General features: G+C 67.3%; 19 protein-coding genes. 6 read left to right on the plus strand and 13 right to left on the minus strand.

The window, feature by feature from the left end:
* The first annotated feature begins 41 nt into the window (after positions 1 to 41).
* The 3 genes from ACIBK4_RS06600 to ACIBK4_RS06610 all read left to right on the plus strand — a co-directional run bounded on the left by ACIBK4_RS06600 (position 42) and on the right by ACIBK4_RS06610 (position 3,007).
* A complete protein-coding gene (locus tag ACIBK4_RS06600; RefSeq protein ID WP_398992695.1) occupies positions 42 to 950 on the plus strand; it encodes a CbrC family protein in 909 nt (302 codons plus the stop codon).
* 114 nt (positions 951 to 1,064) lie between these two features.
* Positions 1,065 to 2,033, plus strand: a complete 969-nt coding sequence (gene coaA / locus ACIBK4_RS06605; protein WP_266776500.1) for a type I pantothenate kinase — start codon at positions 1,065 to 1,067, stop codon at positions 2,031 to 2,033.
* A 44-nt stretch (positions 2,034 to 2,077) separates the two neighbouring features.
* The gene (locus ACIBK4_RS06610) at positions 2,078 to 3,007 is read left to right on the plus strand and encodes a DUF389 domain-containing protein (RefSeq protein ID WP_398992698.1); all 930 of its coding nucleotides are present in this window, start codon (positions 2,078 to 2,080) and stop codon (positions 3,005 to 3,007) included.
* A 148-nt stretch (positions 3,008 to 3,155) separates the two neighbouring features.
* Here the strand turns inward: ACIBK4_RS06610 and glmM are convergent, their stop codons facing one another.
* From glmM to rplM, 3 genes are all read right to left on the minus strand, one after another.
* Complete coding sequence (gene glmM, locus ACIBK4_RS06615) at positions 3,156 to 4,514, minus strand: phosphoglucosamine mutase (protein WP_398992700.1); 1,359 nt, start codon at positions 4,512 to 4,514, stop codon at positions 3,156 to 3,158.
* Positions 4,515 to 4,705: 191 nt separating this feature from the next.
* A complete protein-coding gene (gene rpsI / locus ACIBK4_RS06620) occupies positions 4,706 to 5,233 on the minus strand; it encodes a 30S ribosomal protein S9 (RefSeq protein ID WP_328831012.1) in 528 nt (175 codons plus the stop codon).
* Between the two features lie 44 nt (positions 5,234 to 5,277).
* On the minus strand, positions 5,278 to 5,721 hold the full coding sequence (rplM, locus tag ACIBK4_RS06625; protein WP_013001400.1) for a 50S ribosomal protein L13: 444 nt from the start codon (positions 5,719 to 5,721) through the stop codon (positions 5,278 to 5,280).
* Positions 5,722 to 6,069: 348 nt separating this feature from the next.
* Here rplM and ACIBK4_RS06630 point away from each other — a divergent pair, with 348 nt between their 5' ends.
* From ACIBK4_RS06630 to ACIBK4_RS06640, 3 genes are all read left to right on the plus strand, one after another.
* Positions 6,070 to 6,948 (plus strand): hypothetical protein, encoded by an 879-nt coding sequence (locus tag ACIBK4_RS06630; protein ID WP_398992702.1) that lies wholly within the window; start codon positions 6,070 to 6,072, stop codon positions 6,946 to 6,948.
* 142 nt (positions 6,949 to 7,090) lie between these two features.
* Entirely contained in the window at positions 7,091 to 7,465 is a 375-nt protein-coding gene (locus ACIBK4_RS06635; protein ID WP_398992704.1) for a hypothetical protein, read from the plus strand.
* A gap of 73 nt (positions 7,466 to 7,538) precedes the next feature.
* Positions 7,539 to 9,605, plus strand: a complete 2,067-nt coding sequence (locus ACIBK4_RS06640) for a glycosyl hydrolase family 28-related protein (protein WP_398992706.1) — start codon at positions 7,539 to 7,541, stop codon at positions 9,603 to 9,605.
* 36 nt (positions 9,606 to 9,641) lie between these two features.
* Here the strand turns inward: ACIBK4_RS06640 and truA are convergent, their stop codons facing one another.
* The 10 genes from truA to secY form a co-directional block, all read right to left on the minus strand.
* Entirely contained in the window at positions 9,642 to 10,487 is an 846-nt protein-coding gene (gene truA, locus ACIBK4_RS06645; protein WP_398992708.1) for a tRNA pseudouridine(38-40) synthase TruA, read from the minus strand.
* Between the two features lie 126 nt (positions 10,488 to 10,613).
* On the minus strand, positions 10,614 to 11,114 hold the full coding sequence (gene rplQ, locus ACIBK4_RS06650; RefSeq protein ID WP_398992710.1) for a 50S ribosomal protein L17: 501 nt from the start codon (positions 11,112 to 11,114) through the stop codon (positions 10,614 to 10,616).
* An 83-nt stretch (positions 11,115 to 11,197) separates the two neighbouring features.
* Positions 11,198 to 12,220, minus strand: coding sequence for a DNA-directed RNA polymerase subunit alpha (locus ACIBK4_RS06655; RefSeq protein ID WP_019055532.1), 1,023 nt, complete (start codon positions 12,218 to 12,220; stop codon positions 11,198 to 11,200).
* A gap of 126 nt (positions 12,221 to 12,346) precedes the next feature.
* Positions 12,347 to 12,751, minus strand: coding sequence for a 30S ribosomal protein S11 (gene rpsK / locus ACIBK4_RS06660; protein ID WP_003956432.1), 405 nt, complete (start codon positions 12,749 to 12,751; stop codon positions 12,347 to 12,349).
* Positions 12,752 to 12,820: 69 nt separating this feature from the next.
* Complete coding sequence (gene rpsM / locus ACIBK4_RS06665; RefSeq protein ID WP_019055531.1) at positions 12,821 to 13,201, minus strand: 30S ribosomal protein S13; 381 nt, start codon at positions 13,199 to 13,201, stop codon at positions 12,821 to 12,823.
* Positions 13,202 to 13,406: 205 nt separating this feature from the next.
* Positions 13,407 to 13,520: a 50S ribosomal protein L36 gene (gene rpmJ / locus ACIBK4_RS06670; RefSeq protein ID WP_003998809.1), complete on the minus strand. Its 114-nt coding sequence runs from the start codon at positions 13,518 to 13,520 to the stop codon at positions 13,407 to 13,409.
* 59 nt (positions 13,521 to 13,579) lie between these two features.
* A complete protein-coding gene (infA, locus tag ACIBK4_RS06675; RefSeq protein WP_003948620.1) occupies positions 13,580 to 13,801 on the minus strand; it encodes a translation initiation factor IF-1 in 222 nt (73 codons plus the stop codon).
* Between the two features lie 238 nt (positions 13,802 to 14,039).
* Complete coding sequence (gene map, locus ACIBK4_RS06680) at positions 14,040 to 14,876, minus strand: type I methionyl aminopeptidase (RefSeq protein ID WP_318018233.1); 837 nt, start codon at positions 14,874 to 14,876, stop codon at positions 14,040 to 14,042.
* Positions 14,877 to 15,005: 129 nt separating this feature from the next.
* Complete coding sequence (locus tag ACIBK4_RS06685) at positions 15,006 to 15,671, minus strand: adenylate kinase (protein WP_398992713.1); 666 nt, start codon at positions 15,669 to 15,671, stop codon at positions 15,006 to 15,008.
* Entirely contained in the window at positions 15,671 to 16,984 is a 1,314-nt protein-coding gene (secY, locus tag ACIBK4_RS06690; protein WP_366431054.1) for a preprotein translocase subunit SecY, read from the minus strand. The genes ACIBK4_RS06685 and secY overlap by 1 nt, the downstream gene beginning before the upstream one ends.
* Positions 16,985 to 17,033 lie beyond the last annotated feature (49 nt).

Genomic DNA, 17,033 nt, shown 5'->3' on the forward strand with positions numbered 1-17,033 from the left:
CCCGGCCCGACCCGAGAAACGCGACGAAACGAACTGACGACGTGAGCTACAGCCTCTACCTGTGCCGGTTCGTCGGCGGAGAACCCGCCCCGATGGACGAGCCCGCGCTACGCGACGTACTCGCAGCGCTCACAGCACTCGAAGCCGAGGACTGCGGAACAACGGACGTCTACGGCGACGCCCACGGCCTCACCTTCCACCGCCCCTCCCCCGGACGCGTCCTCGACCTCGTCGCCGAACTCGCCCGTCGGACCGGCGCGGTGGTCGTCCCGGAGGGCCGCCCGGCGATCCTGACGACCGAGGCCGACCGGGGGCACCTCCCGGACAACCTGCGGGCGGAGGCGATCGTGGTCCCGCCGCCGGCCCTGACCGGACAGGCCATCGCCCTCGCCATCGCTCCGCAGCCGGAACCCCGGCAACGGCCGATCCTGCCCCGCTTCCCGTACCACCCGGACCCCGTCTCCACCGGTTCCGTGGCCGCCTCCGACGAACCCTGCGCGTGCTGCGGGCAGGAACGCGGCTGGGTGTACACCGGTCCCGTCTACGCGGCCGACGCCCCGGACACCGCCATCTGCCCGTACTGCATCGCCTCCGGAACCGCCGCCGAACGCTACGACGCCTCCTTCGCCGACACCGTCGAGGGCGCCGTACCCCGGGACGTCGTCATGGCCGTCCTGACCCGCACACCGGGGTTCACCGCCTGGCAGTCCCCGTACTGGCTGACGCACTGCGGCGACGGCGCCGCGTTCCTCGGGCCCGCCGGAAGCAAGGAGCTCGCCGCGTACCCGGACGCCGTCGACCACCTCCGCCGGCAGTGCGCAGCGTGGACATGGCCGCCGGACCAGGTCGAGGCCTTCCTCGACGCGCTCGACAAGGACGGCGGGCCGACCGCGTACCTCTTCCGGTGCCGGATCTGCGAGACCCGTCTCGCCTACGCGGATTTCACCTGACCACACACGAAGCGACCGGCCGACGAAACCCCACCGCTCCCCACGTGACGCACCCCACCCGCCACCCCGTTCAAACTCCGTTAACAATGGACTGTGATCTCTCCGGTCTCCCCGATGCCCCGGAGCGCCCACCGGCACAAGCCGGAGGCGACTCCCTACGTCGACCTCACCCGAGCCGAGTGGAGCGCGCTGCGCGACAAGACGCCGCTGCCGCTCACCGCCGAGGAGGTCGAGAAGCTGCGCGGCCTGGGCGATGTCATCGACCTCGACGAGGTCCGTGACATCTACCTCCCGCTGTCCAGACTTCTCAACCTCTACGTCGGCGCCACGGACGCCCTCAGAGGCGCCCTGAACACCTTCCTGGGCGAACAGGGCTCCCAGTCCGGCACCCCGTTCGTCATAGGCGTCGCCGGCTCCGTGGCCGTAGGAAAGTCGACCGTCGCGCGCCTCCTCCAGGCGCTGCTCTCCCGCTGGCCGGAGCACCCCCGCGTCGAGCTGGTCACGACCGACGGATTCCTGCTCCCCACGCGGGAGTTGGAGGCGCGCGGGCTCATGTCGCGCAAGGGCTTCCCCGAGTCGTACGACCGCCGCGCCCTCACCCGCTTCGTCGCCGACATCAAGGCCGGCAAGGACGAGGTCACCGCACCCGTCTACTCCCACCTCATCTACGACATCGTCCCCGACCAGCGACTCACGGTCCGCCGCCCCGACATCCTGATCGTCGAGGGCCTGAACGTGCTCCAGCCGGCCCTCCCCGGCAAGGACGGCCGTACCCGCGTCGGTCTCGCCGACTACTTCGACTTCAGTGTGTACGTCGACGCGAGCGCCGAGGACATCGAGCGCTGGTACCTGAACCGGTTCCGCAAGCTGCGCGCCACCGCGTTCCAGAACCCGGACTCGTACTTCCGCAAGTACACCCAGGTCTCCGAGGAGGAGGCCGTCGACTACGCCCGCACCCTCTGGCGCACCATCAACAAGCCCAACCTGGTGGAGAACATCGCCCCCACCCGAGGCCGCGCCACCCTCGTCATCCGCAAGGGCACCGACCACAAGGTCCAGCGACTGAGCCTGCGCAAGCTCTGAACAGTCTGAACAGGCGGACGAGCGCGGCCTGTTAAAAAGGCTCCATGCTGCACCTGCGCCTCATCACCCCCACCGACCGCACCGACGACGTGGTCCGACTCATCGAGACGACGGTCGGCACCGCCCACCTCGTCGTCATGACCGGCGCCGCCCGCAACCCCGTCGGCGACGTCGTCATGTGCGATGTCGCCCGCGAGGCCGGCGACGAACTCATCGCCGCGCTAAGGGAGTTGGGGCTCGACCGGACCGGTTCGATCGCCGTCGAGAACATCGCCCTGTCGCTGTCGGAGCGGGCGGACCAGGCCCAGGACGACGCACCCGGCGAGGGCGCGGACGCGGTGCTGTGGGAGCACCTCGCCGACGCGTCGCACGAGGAGTCGACGCTCTCGATCACCTACGTCGCCTTCATCACCCTCGCCACGATGCTCGCGGCCTGCGGTGTGGTGCTCGACAACGCGATCCTGATCGTCGGCGCGATGGCGGTCGGCCCGGAGTTCGGCCCGCTGGCCGGCATCTGCACGGCGATCGCGCGCCGCGCGCCCCGCCTCGCCCTGCGCTCCCTGATCGCGCTGCTCGTCGGCTTCGCCGTCGCCATGCTGGTCACGGTCGGCTTCAGCTACTTCATGGACGCCGTGGACCTGTTCACCAAGGTCAGGCTGGAGGCCGACCGCCCCAACACCAACTTCATCTACCAGCCCGACGCCTTCTCCTTCGTCGTTGCGGTCCTCGCCGGCATCGCCGGCACCCTCTCACTGACCTCGGCGAAGTCGGGCCTCCTGGTGGGCGTGGCCATCTCGGTCACCACAGTCCCGGCCGCGGCGAACGCGGCCGTTGCCTTCGCCTACAACGAGTACCGCCAGGCATGGGGCTCGACGGAACAACTCCTCCTGAACCTACTGGGCATCGTCCTGGCAGGCACCCTGACCTTGCTGACCCAAAAATGGCTCTGGTCAACACAACGCCGCCGACCATGACCCAGCCAGAGGCGCGAACAACCACAACACACGCGCGGCCGACCAGATACGGGACCGCCTCAAGGGGCGCGAGGAACTGCGCGACCAGCCACATCCAACCCGCAGCCCGCACCGCACAGATCCCCCACCCCCGACCCGGAACCAGGAACTACCCCAGCGCCGACTTCACCGCATCCGCCAACCGCCCCGCCACCGACCGAGCCTGGTCGATATCAGCCGCCTCCACCATCACCCGCACCAACGGCTCCGTACCCGACGGCCGCAGCAACACCCGCCCCGTAGACCCGAGTTCACGCTCCGCCTCGGCAACCGCGGCCGCCAGATCCGCAGACGTACCGACCCGCGTACGGTCCACGTCCGGCACATTGATGAGCACCTGCGGCAGCCGCGTCATCACGGACGCGAGATCCTTGAGCGTACGACCGGTGTCGGCGACCCGAGCCGCCAGCATCAGCCCGGTCAACGTGCCGTCACCGGTCGTCGCGTGATCCAGGATGATGACGTGCCCGGACTGCTCGCCGCCCAGCGCGTAGCCGTGCTCCTTCATCTCCTCCAGGACGTAACGGTCCCCGACCGCGGTCTGAACGAGCGTCAACCCCTCACGCTCCATGGCCAGTTTGAAGCCGAGGTTCGACATGACGGTCGCGACGACGGTGTCGGAGCGCAGTGCGGAACGCTCCCGCATCGCCAGCGCGATCACGGCCATGATCTGGTCCCCGTCGACCTCTTCACCGGTGTGGTCCACGGCCAGGCAACGGTCGGCGTCACCGTCGTGCGCGATGCCGAAGTCCGCACCGTGCTCGACGACCGCGGCCTTGAGCAGACCCAGGTGGGTCGAGCCGCAACCGTCGTTGATGTTCAGCCCGTTGGGGTCCGCGCCGATCGTGATGACCTCGGCACCGGCCCGCGAGAACGCCTCCGGAGAGACCCGCGCAGCGGCACCGTGCGCCTCGTCGAGGACGATCTTCAGCCCGTCGAGCCGGTTCGGGAGCACGCCGATGAGATGGGCGACGTACTGGTCGAACCCCTCGTTGTAGTGCCGGACCCGGCCGACGCCCGAGCCGGTCGGGCGGTCCCAGGGGGCGCCGGTGCGGTGCTCCTCGTAGACCTTCTCGATCCGGTCCTCCAGCTCGTCGTCGAGCTTGTGCCCGCCGCGCGCGAGGAACTTCAGTCCGTTGTCGGGCATGGCGTTGTGGCTCGCGGAGAGCATCACACCGAGGTCGGCGCCCAGCACACCGGTGAGATACGCCACCGCGGGGGTGGGCAGCACACCGACGAGCAGTACGTCCACTCCCGAGCTGGCCAGGCCGGCGACCACGGCCGCCTCCAGGAACTCCCCGGACGCGCGCGGGTCCCGCCCGACCACGGCCGTCGCCCGGTGGCCTGCGAACGTGCCCGCCTCGGCGAGCACATGCGCCGCCGCGACGGAGAGGCCGAGGGCCAGCTCGGCCGTCAGATCCGCGTTGGCGACACCGCGCACGCCGTCCGTGCCGAAGAGTCGTCCCACTTGTCCTCCTGAGGAAGGCGAAAATCCTGCAAGAAAGTCCTGCATTCCAGGCATACGATGCCTGGTCATCCGATCACACAAGCCTTTGAGCGTCTTGTGCCGTTATACGCCCCCGGCTGTGATAAACGAACGCCCCGACGGCACAAGTGGCGTGCCGCCGGGGCGTTCGGAGTACAAACAGCAGGCGAGATTTAGCGCTTGCTGTACTGCGGGGCCTTGCGGGCCTTCTTGAGACCGGCCTTCTTGCGCTCGACCGCACGGTCGTCGCGACGGAGGTAACCGGCCTTCTTGAGGGCGCCGCGGTTGTTGTCCACGTCGGCCTCGTTCAGCGCGCGGGCCACGCCGAGGCGCAGGGCACCGGCCTGACCGGAGACGCCGCCACCCGAGATACGGGCGATGACGTCGTAACGGCCGTCCAGCTCGAGCACCTTGAAGGGCTCGTTGACTTCCTGCTGGTGGACCTTGTTCGGGAAGTAGTCCTCGAGCGTGCGCCCGTTGACCTTCCACTTGCCGGTGCCGGGCACGATGCGAACGCGCGCGATGGCGTTCTTGCGGCGGCCCAGGCCGGCGGCGGGCTGCGGGTCGCCGAAGCGGCCGGCGAGCGACTCCGACGTGTACTCACCCTCGACGGGGACGTCGGACTCGGTGGTGTAGCTCTCGATGTCGACGAGCTCGGTCTCGGTCTCTTCGACCGGCTGCTCAACGGTGGTCTCGGCCACGGTTCTCCTCAGATTCTTTTCTGTCTTAGGGGGTGTGGCCGGAACTACTGCGCGACCTGGGTGATCTCGAACGGCACCGGCTGCTGGGCAGCGTGCGGGTGCTGGTCGCCCGAGTAGACCTTCAGCTTGCTGATCATCTGACGGCCCAGGGTGTTCTTGGGGATCATGCCCTTGATGGCCTTCTCGACGGCCTTCTCGGGGTTCTTCGCCAGCAGCTCGTCGTAACGGACGGAGCGCAGACCACCCGGGTAGCCGGAGTGGCGGTACGCCAGCTTCTGGGTCTTCTTGTTGCCGGACAGGTGAACCTTGTCGGCGTTGATGATGATGACGAAGTCGCCCATGTCCATGTGCGGGGCATAGGTCGGCTTGTGCTTGCCGCGGAGGAGGTTCGCGGCAGTGGTAGCCAGACGGCCGAGGACGATGTCCTGGGCGTCGATGACGTGCCACTGGCGAGTCACATCGCCGGGCTTGGGGCTGTACGTACGCACTTCGTAGCCTTCACTTCTTCAGTGGATAGGGCCTGACACATGGCATCACTGAAGCGATCGTGCAGCTGGGGACGACAATGCCGGGGACCCTGCCCGTATGCCGCCCACTGGTAACTGCTCCAGGGAACCTACGTAAGGGCCTCTCGCGTGAGAACGACCAAGCCGATACGCATAACGAACTGCAAGAGTACCCGCGCCGCCCCGGACGGGTCAAAACGCGGCGGGAGCACCCCGTACGGCTGCGGACAGCAACCGCGAAAATACTTACCGTGACATCCCCAACGTCAGTTGCCTCAGGCCTCATTGAGGCGCACCAGTACGCCCGTCCCCCCGTCTAGGATGCGACCCATGAGCTTCGGACAGGGGGGACCCCAGTCCCAGTGGGATCCCTGGAAACCCAATTCGCAGCAGCCGTGGGGCGGCAACGTCGACGAGCAGACCCCTGACTGGGCGGCGCTCGCCGACGCGGCGGAGACGCGCAACCGGCGCAAGAGACTGCTGTTCATAGGCGGCGGCGCGCTCGCGACGGTGGCCGTCGGGACGGCCGTCGCCATGGCCGTGATGTCGGCGAACGGCGACACGAGCGCGTCCGGCAAGCCCACGAACCTGCCCGCGAGCGCCTCCGTGCCCAGTGCCGACGCCACCTCGCCGTCCTTCGCGCCGACCAGCGCGCCCCCGCCGCTGGACCCGAAGGAGTTCATCTCCAGCAAGGCGAAGGACACCGCGCCGCTCAGCCCCGCGACCCTCTTCCCGGGCACCCAGCTGACGGTCGTCTCGACGGTGTACAAGAAGGGCCCGACGGCCGACACCACGAACTGCGCCTCGGCCGCCCAGTCGACCCTCCCGAAGATCCTCACGGCGAACGACTGCACCCGCCTCATGCGCGTCTCCTACATCAAGGACGGCGTCGCGGTGACGGTCGGCGTGGCCGTCTTCGACACCGAGGCCGCGGCCACGAAGGTCAAGACGCAGGCGGACAAGAAGAGCATCATCAGGCCCCTCTCCGGCACGGGCGTCAGCGCCTTCTGCAACGGCGCGGTCTGCCGCACGACGACCAACGCCTACGGCCGCTACGCCTACTTCACGATCGCCGGTTTCACCAACGGCAAGGACGTGACGACGAAGGACACCAAGGTCTTCGCGATCGGCGACGACCTGGGCAAGTTCGCCTTCGACCAGATCCGCGCCCGCGGCGAGGCCCAGGCTTCGGCGGCGGCCCAGCAGTAACGGGGACGCGGGTTCGACGCCTCCGTGCAGGTGGGCACGGCACCCCATGATCCACTTCACCCCGGGGCTTCGACAGGGTCGGCCGCACGCGCCATCAGGCGTGCGATCAGCCAACCGACCTGCACAAACACGGGGTTCACGCATGAAGTTCCGCAAGAGCGTCACCGCTTCGATCATGGCGGCAGGCGTCGCCCTGACGCTGGCCACCGCCGGGACGGCGTCCGCGTCGACGTACTACGCCTTCACCGGCGGCAAGGCCAAGTTCACGTCCAAGGGCGAGATCCTCAAGGTCTGGGACACCAAGGCGGGCAAGACCGGCATCCTGGTCTACGTCGAGGACGTGTCCGCGAAGAACCCGACGCTGGACACCTGCGCCGTCCTGGGCAAGGGCAAGACGAAGACCTGCGACATGAGCTTCAAGAACGGCCACAAGCTCAAGATCGACGCCTACTCGTACACGAAGCAGAACAACCCCGACACGTACAAGCTCGTGGCCAGCTGGACGGACAAGGCGTAACAGCCCTGTGAGATCCTCCCCGATCAGTGATCACTGAGCAGTGATCGGCGACCGGATCCAGGGGGGCCTGTCCATGACCGCGCACGACCACTCCACACCCATATCCGCATCCACCTCAAGACGCCGCATGCTCGCCACTGCGGCCGGTCTCGGTGGGGCCGCCCTCGCCACCACGGTCGCCGTGGCCGGCGAGGCGGCCGCCGCGGACACCGGTGCCGGCTGGCTGAACGTCAAGGACGTGGCCTACGGCGCCCTCGGCGACAACACCGCCGACGACCAGCCCGCGATCCAGAAGGCGATCGACGCGGCCGGCCAGGGCGGCACCGTCTACTTCCCGCCGGGCCGCTACAAGCTCGGCTCGCCCCTGAAGCTCTCCCTGGGCGTGACCCTGCGCGGCGACTGGAACCCGCACTTCCCGGACCGCACGTTCATGGTCGGCTCCTTCCTCCGGCCGACGTACCGCAACACCGACCTCGGCACCGGCTTCGACGGCGACGCCCTGATCGTCATCGACCCGGCCCCGGACGCCTCCTCGACGACCGACGCCTACCACAAATCCGCCTACCAGGGCGGCCCCCGGCTCTACGGCCTCGCCCTGCGCGGCTGCTACGACGACCAGAACCTCACCGTGCTGAACAAGGCGGGCACCGCCATCACCGGCGTCCGCGTCAGCCCCGGCGTCCGGGACGTCGGCATGGACAAGGTGACGATCTGGCGGTTCACCGGCGACGGCCTCAACGCCCAGAACGCGTCCGGCTTCCAGCTCAACCAGGTGCACTGCGTCGCCAACGAGGGCCACGGCTTCACCTGGGGCGACTCGGCGGGCACCGGCGGCGGCCTGGTCGACGCCGACCTCTTCCAGTGCTACTCCCAGGCCAACGACCTCAACGGCTACGACATCCTCAACCCCAACGCCGTCACGATGGTCGACTGCCGCTCCGAGTGGAACACGCAACACGGCTACAGCATCACCGGCATCAACTACTCGATGGTGCTGGTCGGTTGCAACACCGACCGCAACGGCCAGGACGGCTTCCACCTCTCCACGTCACCGGGCGGCCGCTTCCTCCAACTCCTCGGCTGCCTGGCCAAACGCGACGGCAAAACGGCCACCACCGCCTCCGGCTTCACCATCACCGGCACCTCGGCCGAGGGCGTGGTCCTCACCGGCTGCTCCACCAGCGTCGGCCGCGACGACGACAACGGCGGCTCCTACTCCCCGGCCTACGGCATCACCACCTCGGCCCTGAACTCCGCGAGCTGCGTCTCGGTCGTAGGCGGCGAATACGTAGGGACCACGGCCCCCTTCAACGACGCCGGCGCGGTCCTGGTCCGACACAGCGGCGTCACTGCAGGCACCCAGACCGCCACCGCCCTGACCTGGGACAAGTCCGACGTCCACATGGTCTCCGGGGCCGCCGGCACCGTCCGGGACGTCCAGTTCTGGAGCCGCGGCAAGAACCGCCGCTGGGCCCTGCGCACCACCGACACCGCCGAGTCCGGCACGGGCGACGGCTCCGACTTCGCCCTGATCCGCTACGGCGACGACGGCACCGCCCTCGACACCCCGGTCACCGTCACGCGCGGCACCGGCCGGGTGTCGTTCACCACCCCGGGGGTCGTCGTCAACGCCAACTCCAGCCCCGGCGTGAACCTCCTCCAGAGCCGCGCCGCCGGCCAGGGCTACGCCGTCACCGGCGCCGACACGGCCTCCCGCGCCTTCCAGTCCCAGATCACCGGCGACGCCATCAACCGCTTCGCCATCGAGATCAACGGCACCCAGACCTTCGGCCCCGGCGGCTCCGCCGGCCGCGACACCACCTGGGCCCGCCTCGCCCCGGCCCAGATCGGCAGCCCCGACTCGGACATCGTGGCGGCCCTGGCCGGCAAGGGCCTGCGCGTCAAAGAGGGCACCAACGCCAAGATGGGCACCCTCACCCTGAACGGCGCCACGGCGGTGACGGTGGCGACCACCGCGGTGACGGCGACCAGCCGCGTCTTCCTAACCGTCCAGGCCCCCGGCGGCACCCCCGCCGGCATCGCGTACGTCTCCGCCCGCACGGCCGGAACGTCCTTCAGCGTCAAGGGAGTTGCGGGCGACACCTCGACGGTGGCCTGGCTGATCGTGGAACCGGCGTAGCGGGAAAGGGAGTTGGGCCCGCGCGGGCCCAACTCCTCAGTGCAGAGTGCCCCGCACCCGCCGGGCCAGCACCTGCCGCTCGGCCAGCAACTCGTCCACCGGGTAAGCGACTTCCTCCAGGGTCAGCCCCTGCGGCCGTACGACATGCACGGCACTGTCGCGCACCCCCGCGTCCAGCACCTTCCGCGGCCATTCGGCACCCCGGTGCCCATCGCCGACGAACAGCAACGCGCCCACCATGGAACGCACTTGGTTGTGGCAGAAGGCGTCGGCCCGCACCTCGATCTCGACGACACCGTCGTCCCGCCGCCGCACCCCGAAGTCAAAAATCTCCCGAACGGTCGACGCCCCCTCACGCTTCTTCGCATAAGCGGCGAAGTCATGCTCCCCCACAAGGGACTTGGCAGCGGCGTCCATCACATCGACGTCCAACTCCCAGTCGTGCCACAGCACATGGTTCCGCAGCAACGGATCGACTCCCCCCGGCCGATCCCCCACCCGGTACACATAACGCCGCCACAGAGCCGCGAACCGCGCGTTGAAGCCCTCGGGTGCCTCCGCCACACCCCACACCCGCACATCCTTCGGCAACCGCCCCGCAAGCCGCTTCAACAGCTTCTCGCGATGCTCCGCCCACAACTCCCCCGGCAGATCGACATGCGCCACCTGCCCCCGAGCATGCACCCCGGCATCGGTCCGCCCGGCCACAGTCAGGTCGTACGCCACGGCCCCCGACCGCGTAACCGTCCGCAACGCATCCTCAACCTCCCCCTGCACAGTCCGCCGCCCCCCGGCCTGCTTGGCCCACCCGGAGAAGCCGGTCCCGTCGTAGGAGAGATCGAGCCGAACGCGTACGAACCCGGCCTCTACGTCATCACTCACACCGAGATCCTTTCACCTACACAAAAGTGGGCCCGTCCCAAGAAGGAACGGGCCCACTGAAGCGCCCCTTCAGGGGCGCGGGGAACTGCGCGACCAGCCACGACGGACCGGCACCCAAAAACGGTGTTACGCGTCCTTGGACTCTTCGTCGGCCTCAACCTCAGCCGGCTTCGCGTCCTCAACAACCTCAACCGGCGCAGCAACCTCGGCGTCCTTCGCAGCACGCTTGGTCGCAGCCTCGGCCTCACCCGTCGCAGCCTGTGCAACAGTCAGCGCCTCAACGAGCTCGATGACAGCCATGGGCGCGTTGTCGCCACGACGGTTACCGATCTTGGTGATACGGGTGTAGCCACCGGGACGGTTCTCGTAGCGCGGGCCGATCTCGGTGAAGAGCGTGTGGACGACGCTCTTGTCCGTGATCACCTGAAGCACCTGACGGCGGTTGTGAAGGTCGCCCTTCTTGCCCTTGGTGATCAGACGCTCGGCGTACGGCCGCAGCTTGCGGGCCTTCGCCTCGGTGGTGGTGATACGGCCGTGCTCGAAGAGCGACTTCGCGAGGTTCGCGAGCAGCAGCTTCTCGTGCGCGGCACTGCCGCCCAGACGGGCACCCTTGGTGGGCTTCGGCATTTCTTTCTCCTTGGTATCTGCCCCGGCCGTATCAGGTACCGGGGTCAGGACCCGGCGAGCGGACGCTCACCGGCAACAACCGATCAGTACTGCTCGGTCTCCACAAAACCGGCGTCCACGTCATCGTCCGCGCCAAACGCGTCCGCCGCGGCCGTCGGGTCGAATCCGGGCGGGCTGTCCTTCAGGGCCAGGCCCATGCCGGCCAGCTTCGCCTTGACCTCGTCGATGGACTTCGCACCGAAGTTGCGGATGTCCAGGAGGTCGGCCTCGGAACGAGCCACGAGCTCACCCACGGAGTGGATGCCCTCGCGCTTGAGGCAGTTGTACGACCGAACGGTGAGCTCAAGCTCCTCGATCGGCAGGGCGAGATCAGCGGCAAGGGCGGCGTCCGTGGGGGACGGGCCCATGTCGATGCCCTCGGCGTCGATGTTCAGCTCGCGGGCGAGACCGAACAGCTCGACCAGGGTCTTACCGGCGGACGCCATGGCGTCGCGCGGCCGCATGGCCTGCTTCGTCTCGACGTCGACGATGAGCTTGTCGAAGTCGGTCCGCTGCTCGACACGCGTGGCCTCGACCTTGTACGTGACCTTCAGCACCGGGCTGTAGATGGAGTCGACCGGGATACGGCCGATCTCCTGGCCCACCTGCTTGTTCTGCACGGCGGAGACGTAACCGCGGCCACGCTCGACCGTGAGCTCCATCTCCAGCTTGCCCTTGCCGTTGAGCGTGGCGAGGACGAGATCGGGGTTGTGCACCTCGACACCGGCCGGAGGCGCGATGTCGGCGGCGGTGACCAGACCCGGACCCTGCTTGCGCAGGTACATCACGACAGGCTCATCGTGCTCCGAGGAGACGACCAGCTGCTTGATGTTGAGGATCAGGTCGGTGACGTCCTCCTTGACGCCCGGCACGGTGGTGAACTCGTGCAGAACGCCGTCGATCCGGATGGACGTGACCGCCGCACCGGGGATCGAGGAGAGGAGCGTACGACGCAGGGAGTTGCCGAGGGTGTAGCCGAAGCCCGGCTCCAGCGGCTCGATCACGAACCGGGAGCGGAATTCGTCGACGACCTCTTCGGTCAACGAGGGGCGCTGAGCGATCAGCATGAAGTGAGTCCTTCAGTCATGGACACCCACTATTTGATGTCCTTGAGTACTACAAGGGTACGGGCGGTACGTCACCGGAGTGCCATACCGCCCGAAACCCAAGACAACCGTACGCCCGACGAAAAGTCAGACGCGGCGGCGCTTCGGCGGACGGCAGCCGTTGTGCGGGGTGGGGGTGACGTCCTGGATGGAGCCGACCTCGAGGCCAGTGGCCTGGAGGGAGCGGATCGCGGTCTCGCGACCGGAGCCCGGGCCCTTCACGAAGACGTCAACCTTGCGCATGCCGTGCTCCTGCGCGCGACGGGCGGCCGACTCGGCGGCCATCTGCGCGGCGAAGGGGGTGGACTTGCGCGAGCCCTTGAAGCCGACGTGGCCGGCGGAGGCCCAGGAGATCACGTTGCCCGAGGGGTCCGTGATCGAGACGATCGTGTTGTTGAACGTGCTCTTGATGTGCGCGTGGCCGTGAGCGACGTTCTTCTTTTCCTTGCGGCGCACCTTCTTGGCAGCGCCCTGACGACCCTTGGGGGGCATCTATTACTCCTACGGGGAGGTGGTCGGTCCTACAGCGAAGACCGCTGGTGAAGCGTTGTCCGCTGCGGACTACTTCTTGCCCGGCTTCTTCTTGCCGGCGATGGCGCGACGCGGACCCTTGCGGGTACGAGCGTTCGTGCTGGTGCGCTGACCGCGAACGGGCAGACCACGACGGTGACGGAGACCCTGGTAGCAGCCGATCTCCACCTTGCGGCGGATGTCGGCCTGGATCTCGCGACGGAGGTCACCCTCGGTCTTGATGTTGGCGTCGACGTACTCACGAATCGCGACGAGCTGCTCTTCCGAGAGGTCGCGAACGCGGGTGTTGGGGTCGATGCCGGTCTCGGCCAGCGTCAGCTGGGAAAGGGTCCGACCAATGCCGAACACGTAGGTGAGGGCGACCTCCACACGCTTTTCGCGCGGGATGTCGACACCGGAAACGCGTGCCATTCAATGGCTCCAGTTGATCTTCGGAGGTCTTCCGCAGAACCGGATCCCAGCCGCCGGCCTCTTCCGTAGAAGACTTGGTACGGCGTGGGTCCCCAGCCTCCGAGCCGGGGGTGTCGGGCGCCTACTACGCCCGGGTCCTGCGTATGAACATGTATTGCTCGCGTCGCGCGAAACTCTGCGAAAGATGCAGAGGGAAGGTCGTGCGTCAGCCCTGGCGCTGCTTGTGGCGCGGGTTCTCGCAGATGACCATGACCCGACCGTGACGGCGGATCACCCTGCACTTGTCGCAGATCTTCTTGACGCTCGGCTTGACCTTCATTGGTGAGGTTCTCCGGGTCAGTTGCCTTCGGCGCCGCTTGCGCGGAACCTGGGCAAGATCTACTTGTAGCGGTAGACGATCCGGCCACGCGTCAGGTCGTACGGAGACAGCTCCACCACGACCCGGTCGTCAGGGAGGATGCGGATGTAGTGCATACGCATCTTGCCGCTGATGTGTGCCAGGACCTGGTGGCCGTTCTGGAGCTCCACCTTGAACATGGCGTTCGGGAGAGACTCGACGACAGTGCCTTCGATCTCGATGGCACCTTGCTTCTTGGCCACGCTTCGCCCTTCGAATCGACTACCTTGATCGACTCCGTGCGTTCCCCTTGCGGGGTGCATGCGGACATGCGGGTGCACGAGAGCCGACGAGTCAGTCTACGTCAGGCCACTCGGAAAGACGAATCGAGGAAGGATGCCCCGCAGCGGAGATCTCTAAGCACAGGGCACTGCAATGCCCTGTATTTCAGGGGCGCGGGGAACTGCGCGACCAGCCCCCACCGGGCGCGCAGACAAACAACTACGCGAGCGGATCCGGCGCAGCCGTGATCCCATACTCAGCCAACTTCGCCTTACCACCATCAGGAGCGGTAAGCACAAGCGGCCCCTCCTCCGTCAGAGCAACCGAGTGCTCCCAGTGAGACGACCACGTCCCATCCGTCGTGATGACCGTCCAGTCATCCGACAGCACCTCGGTCTTAGGGGTCCCCAACGACACCATCGGCTCGATGGCGAGGCAGAACCCCGGCACCAGCTTCGGCCCCTTACCCCGCCGCTTCTCCACGTAGTTCAACAGATGCGGGTCCATGTGCATCTCGGTACCGATGCCGTGACCGCCGTAGTCCTCGACGATCCCGTACTTACCCCCACCCGGCTTCGGCTGCCGCCGGATGTACGTCTCGATCGCACGGGAGATGTCGACGAGCCGATTCCCCAGCTTCATCGCGGCGATCCCGGCCCACATCGACCCCTCGGTCACCCGCGACAACTCAAGCAGCTCCGGAGAATGCCCCGACCCCACGAACGCGGTGTACGCCGCGTCCCCGTGCCACCCATCGATGATCGCCCCGCAGTCGATGGAGATGATGTCGCCGTCCTTCAGCACCACGTCCTCGGACGGGATGCCGTGGACGACGACCTCGTTCACCGAGGTGCAGATCGTCGCGGGGAAGCCGCCGTAGCCGAGGAAGTTCGGCTTCGCGTTGTGGTCCGCGAGGACCTTGCGGGCGACCTCGTCCAGATCCTTCGTGCTGGCGCCGGGTACGGCCGCCTCACGCGTGGCCGCGTGGATCGCGGCGACGACCAGCCCCGCCTCGCGCATCTTGGCGATCTGCTCGGGGGTCTTGATCTGCACCATGGGGGCCTGCGCTCTCCGTCTTCCGCGACACAAAGAATGGCTGTACACAACGGCCGGACACAAAATGGCCGTACACAACAGTACGGCCGCGACACCCCTGCGGGCACCGCGGCCGGTTCTGCTGGCTGACTACTTGTCGCCCTCGTCCTCGCGCTTCAACGCGTCCAGCGCCCGCTGCGTGATCTCTTCCACCGGACCGAGCGACGAGATCGTGACCACCAGGCCCTGGAGCTTGTAGTAGTCGATGATCGGCTCGGTCTGCGTGTGGTAGACCTCCAGGCGGGTGCGGACCGTGTCCTCGGAGTCGTCGTCGCGCTGGTACAGCTCGCCGCCGCAGGTGTCACAGACACCGTCCTGCTTGGGCGGGCTGTACGTCACGTGGAAGACGTGGCTGGAGTCCTTCCGGCAGATGCGGCGGCCGGCGATGCGCTTGACCACCTCGTCCTCGGAGACCTCCAGGTCGAGGACCGCGTCCAGCTTGATGCCCTCGGTCTTCAGCAGCTCGTCCAGCGCTTCGGCCTGCGACACATTGCGCGGGAAACCGTCCAGCAGGAAGCCGCCCTCGGCGTCCGGCTGCTCCATGCGGTCCTTGGCCATCGCGATGGTGACCTCGTCCGGGACCAGGTTGCCCGCGTCCATGTAGGACTTCGCCAGTTTGCCGAGTTCCGTGGCCTGACTGATGTTGGCACGGAAGAGGTCGCCCGTGGAGATGTGCGGGATGTGCAGCGTCTTGGCGAGGCGCACAGCCTGCGTTCCCTTACCGGCACCCGGCGGCCCGACGAGGACGATTCGCATCAGCGGAGGAACCCTTCGTAATTGCGCTGCTGGAGCTGGCTCTCGATCTGCTTCACCGTCTCGAGACCGACACCCACGATGATCAGGATGCTGGTCCCGCCGAACGGGAAGTTGCCGCTTGCGTTGAAACCGACCAACGCCATCGTCGGTACGAGAGCGATCAGACCCAGATACAGCGAACCCGGCCAGGTGATCCGGTTGAGTACGTAACTCAGGTACTCAGCGGTGGGCCGGCCAGCCCGGATGCCCGGGATGAAGCCACCATACTTCTTCATGTTGTCCGCGACTTCCTCGGGGTTGAACGAGATCGCCACGTAGAAGAACGCGAAGAAAACGATCAGCAGGAAGTAGCTGACCAGGTAAATCGGGTGGTCACCCTTGGTCAGGTTGGTCTGGATCCAGGTCTTCCAGCCGGACGTGCTGCCGGAGAACTGAGCGACCAGAGCCGGGATGTAGAGCAGCGACGACGCGAAGATGACCGGAATCACACCGGCCTGATTGACCTTCAGCGGGATGTAGGTCGACGTACCACCGTAGGAACGGCGGCCGATCATGCGCTTCGCGTACTGCACCGGGATCCTGCGCTGGGCCTGCTCGACGAAGACCACGAGGCCGACCATCACCAGGCCGACGAGGATGACGGTGCCGAACTCGATCCAGCCGCCGGCCAGCGTGCCCTGCTTCTTGATGGCCCACAGAGCGGACGGGAAGGTCGCGGCGATCGAGATGAACATGAGGATCGACATGCCGTTGCCGATGCCGCGGTCGGTGATGAGCTCGCCGAGCCACATCACGACGCAGGTGCCGGCGGTCATGCAGACGACCATGGTGATGGTGGTGAAGATCGACTGGTCCGGGACGATCTGATTCGCCGTCGGGCAGCCCGAGAACAGGGCGCCGCTGCGGGCGGTGGCCACCAGACCGGTGCCCTGGAGGATGGCGAGCGCCACGGTCAGATAACGCGTGTACTGCGTGATCTTCGCCGTACCGGCCTGCCCCTCCTTCTTGAGGGCTTCCAGGCGCGGGATCACGACGGTCAGCAGCTGCAGAATGATGCTCGCCGTGATGTACGGCATGATGCCGAGCGCGAAGATCGTGATCTGGAGCAGCGCGCCACCGCTGAACATGTTGACCAGACCGAACAGACCCTGGTTGCCGTTCGAGACGTCGATACAGGTCTGGACGCTCTTGTAATCGACGCCCGGGATCGGGACGTGCGTACCGACCCGGTACACCACGATGATGCCGAGCGTGAAGAGCAGCTTCTTGCGCAGGTCGGGTGTCCTGAACGCCCGGGCGAACGCGGTGAGCACGGTGCCTCCTGCGACCCCCGCGTGTGCGCGCGTGAGGTGACGACTAAGT

Origin of the sequence: Streptomyces sp. NPDC050528 (genome assembly GCF_044457795.1) — a bacterium.
In the GTDB taxonomy this organism is placed as follows: domain Bacteria; phylum Actinomycetota; class Actinomycetes; order Streptomycetales; family Streptomycetaceae; genus Streptomyces.

Excerpts from the sequence above, each read along its gene's own strand:
- coaA (WP_266776500.1), top strand. The coding sequence starts at position 1,065 with ATGCCCCGGAGCGCCCACCGGCACAAGCCGGAGGCGACTCCCTACGTC.
- ACIBK4_RS06610 (WP_398992698.1), top strand. The coding sequence starts at position 2,078 with ATGCTGCACCTGCGCCTCATCACCCCCACCGACCGCACCGACGACGTG.
- ACIBK4_RS06630 (WP_398992702.1), top strand. The coding sequence starts at position 6,070 with ATGAGCTTCGGACAGGGGGGACCCCAGTCCCAGTGGGATCCCTGGAAA.
- ACIBK4_RS06635 (WP_398992704.1), top strand. The coding sequence starts at position 7,091 with ATGAAGTTCCGCAAGAGCGTCACCGCTTCGATCATGGCGGCAGGCGTC.
- ACIBK4_RS06640 (WP_398992706.1), top strand. The coding sequence starts at position 7,539 with ATGACCGCGCACGACCACTCCACACCCATATCCGCATCCACCTCAAGA.
- rplQ (WP_398992710.1), bottom strand. The coding sequence starts at position 11,114 with ATGCCGAAGCCCACCAAGGGTGCCCGTCTGGGCGGCAGTGCCGCGCAC.
- ACIBK4_RS06655 (WP_019055532.1), bottom strand. The coding sequence starts at position 12,220 with ATGCTGATCGCTCAGCGCCCCTCGTTGACCGAAGAGGTCGTCGACGAA.
- rpsK (WP_003956432.1), bottom strand. The coding sequence starts at position 12,751 with ATGCCCCCCAAGGGTCGTCAGGGCGCTGCCAAGAAGGTGCGCCGCAAG.
- rpsM (WP_019055531.1), bottom strand. The coding sequence starts at position 13,201 with ATGGCACGCGTTTCCGGTGTCGACATCCCGCGCGAAAAGCGTGTGGAG.
- rpmJ (WP_003998809.1), bottom strand. The coding sequence starts at position 13,520 with ATGAAGGTCAAGCCGAGCGTCAAGAAGATCTGCGACAAGTGCAGGGTG.
- map (WP_318018233.1), bottom strand. The coding sequence starts at position 14,876 with ATGGTGCAGATCAAGACCCCCGAGCAGATCGCCAAGATGCGCGAGGCG.
- ACIBK4_RS06685 (WP_398992713.1), bottom strand. The coding sequence starts at position 15,671 with ATGCGAATCGTCCTCGTCGGGCCGCCGGGTGCCGGTAAGGGAACGCAG.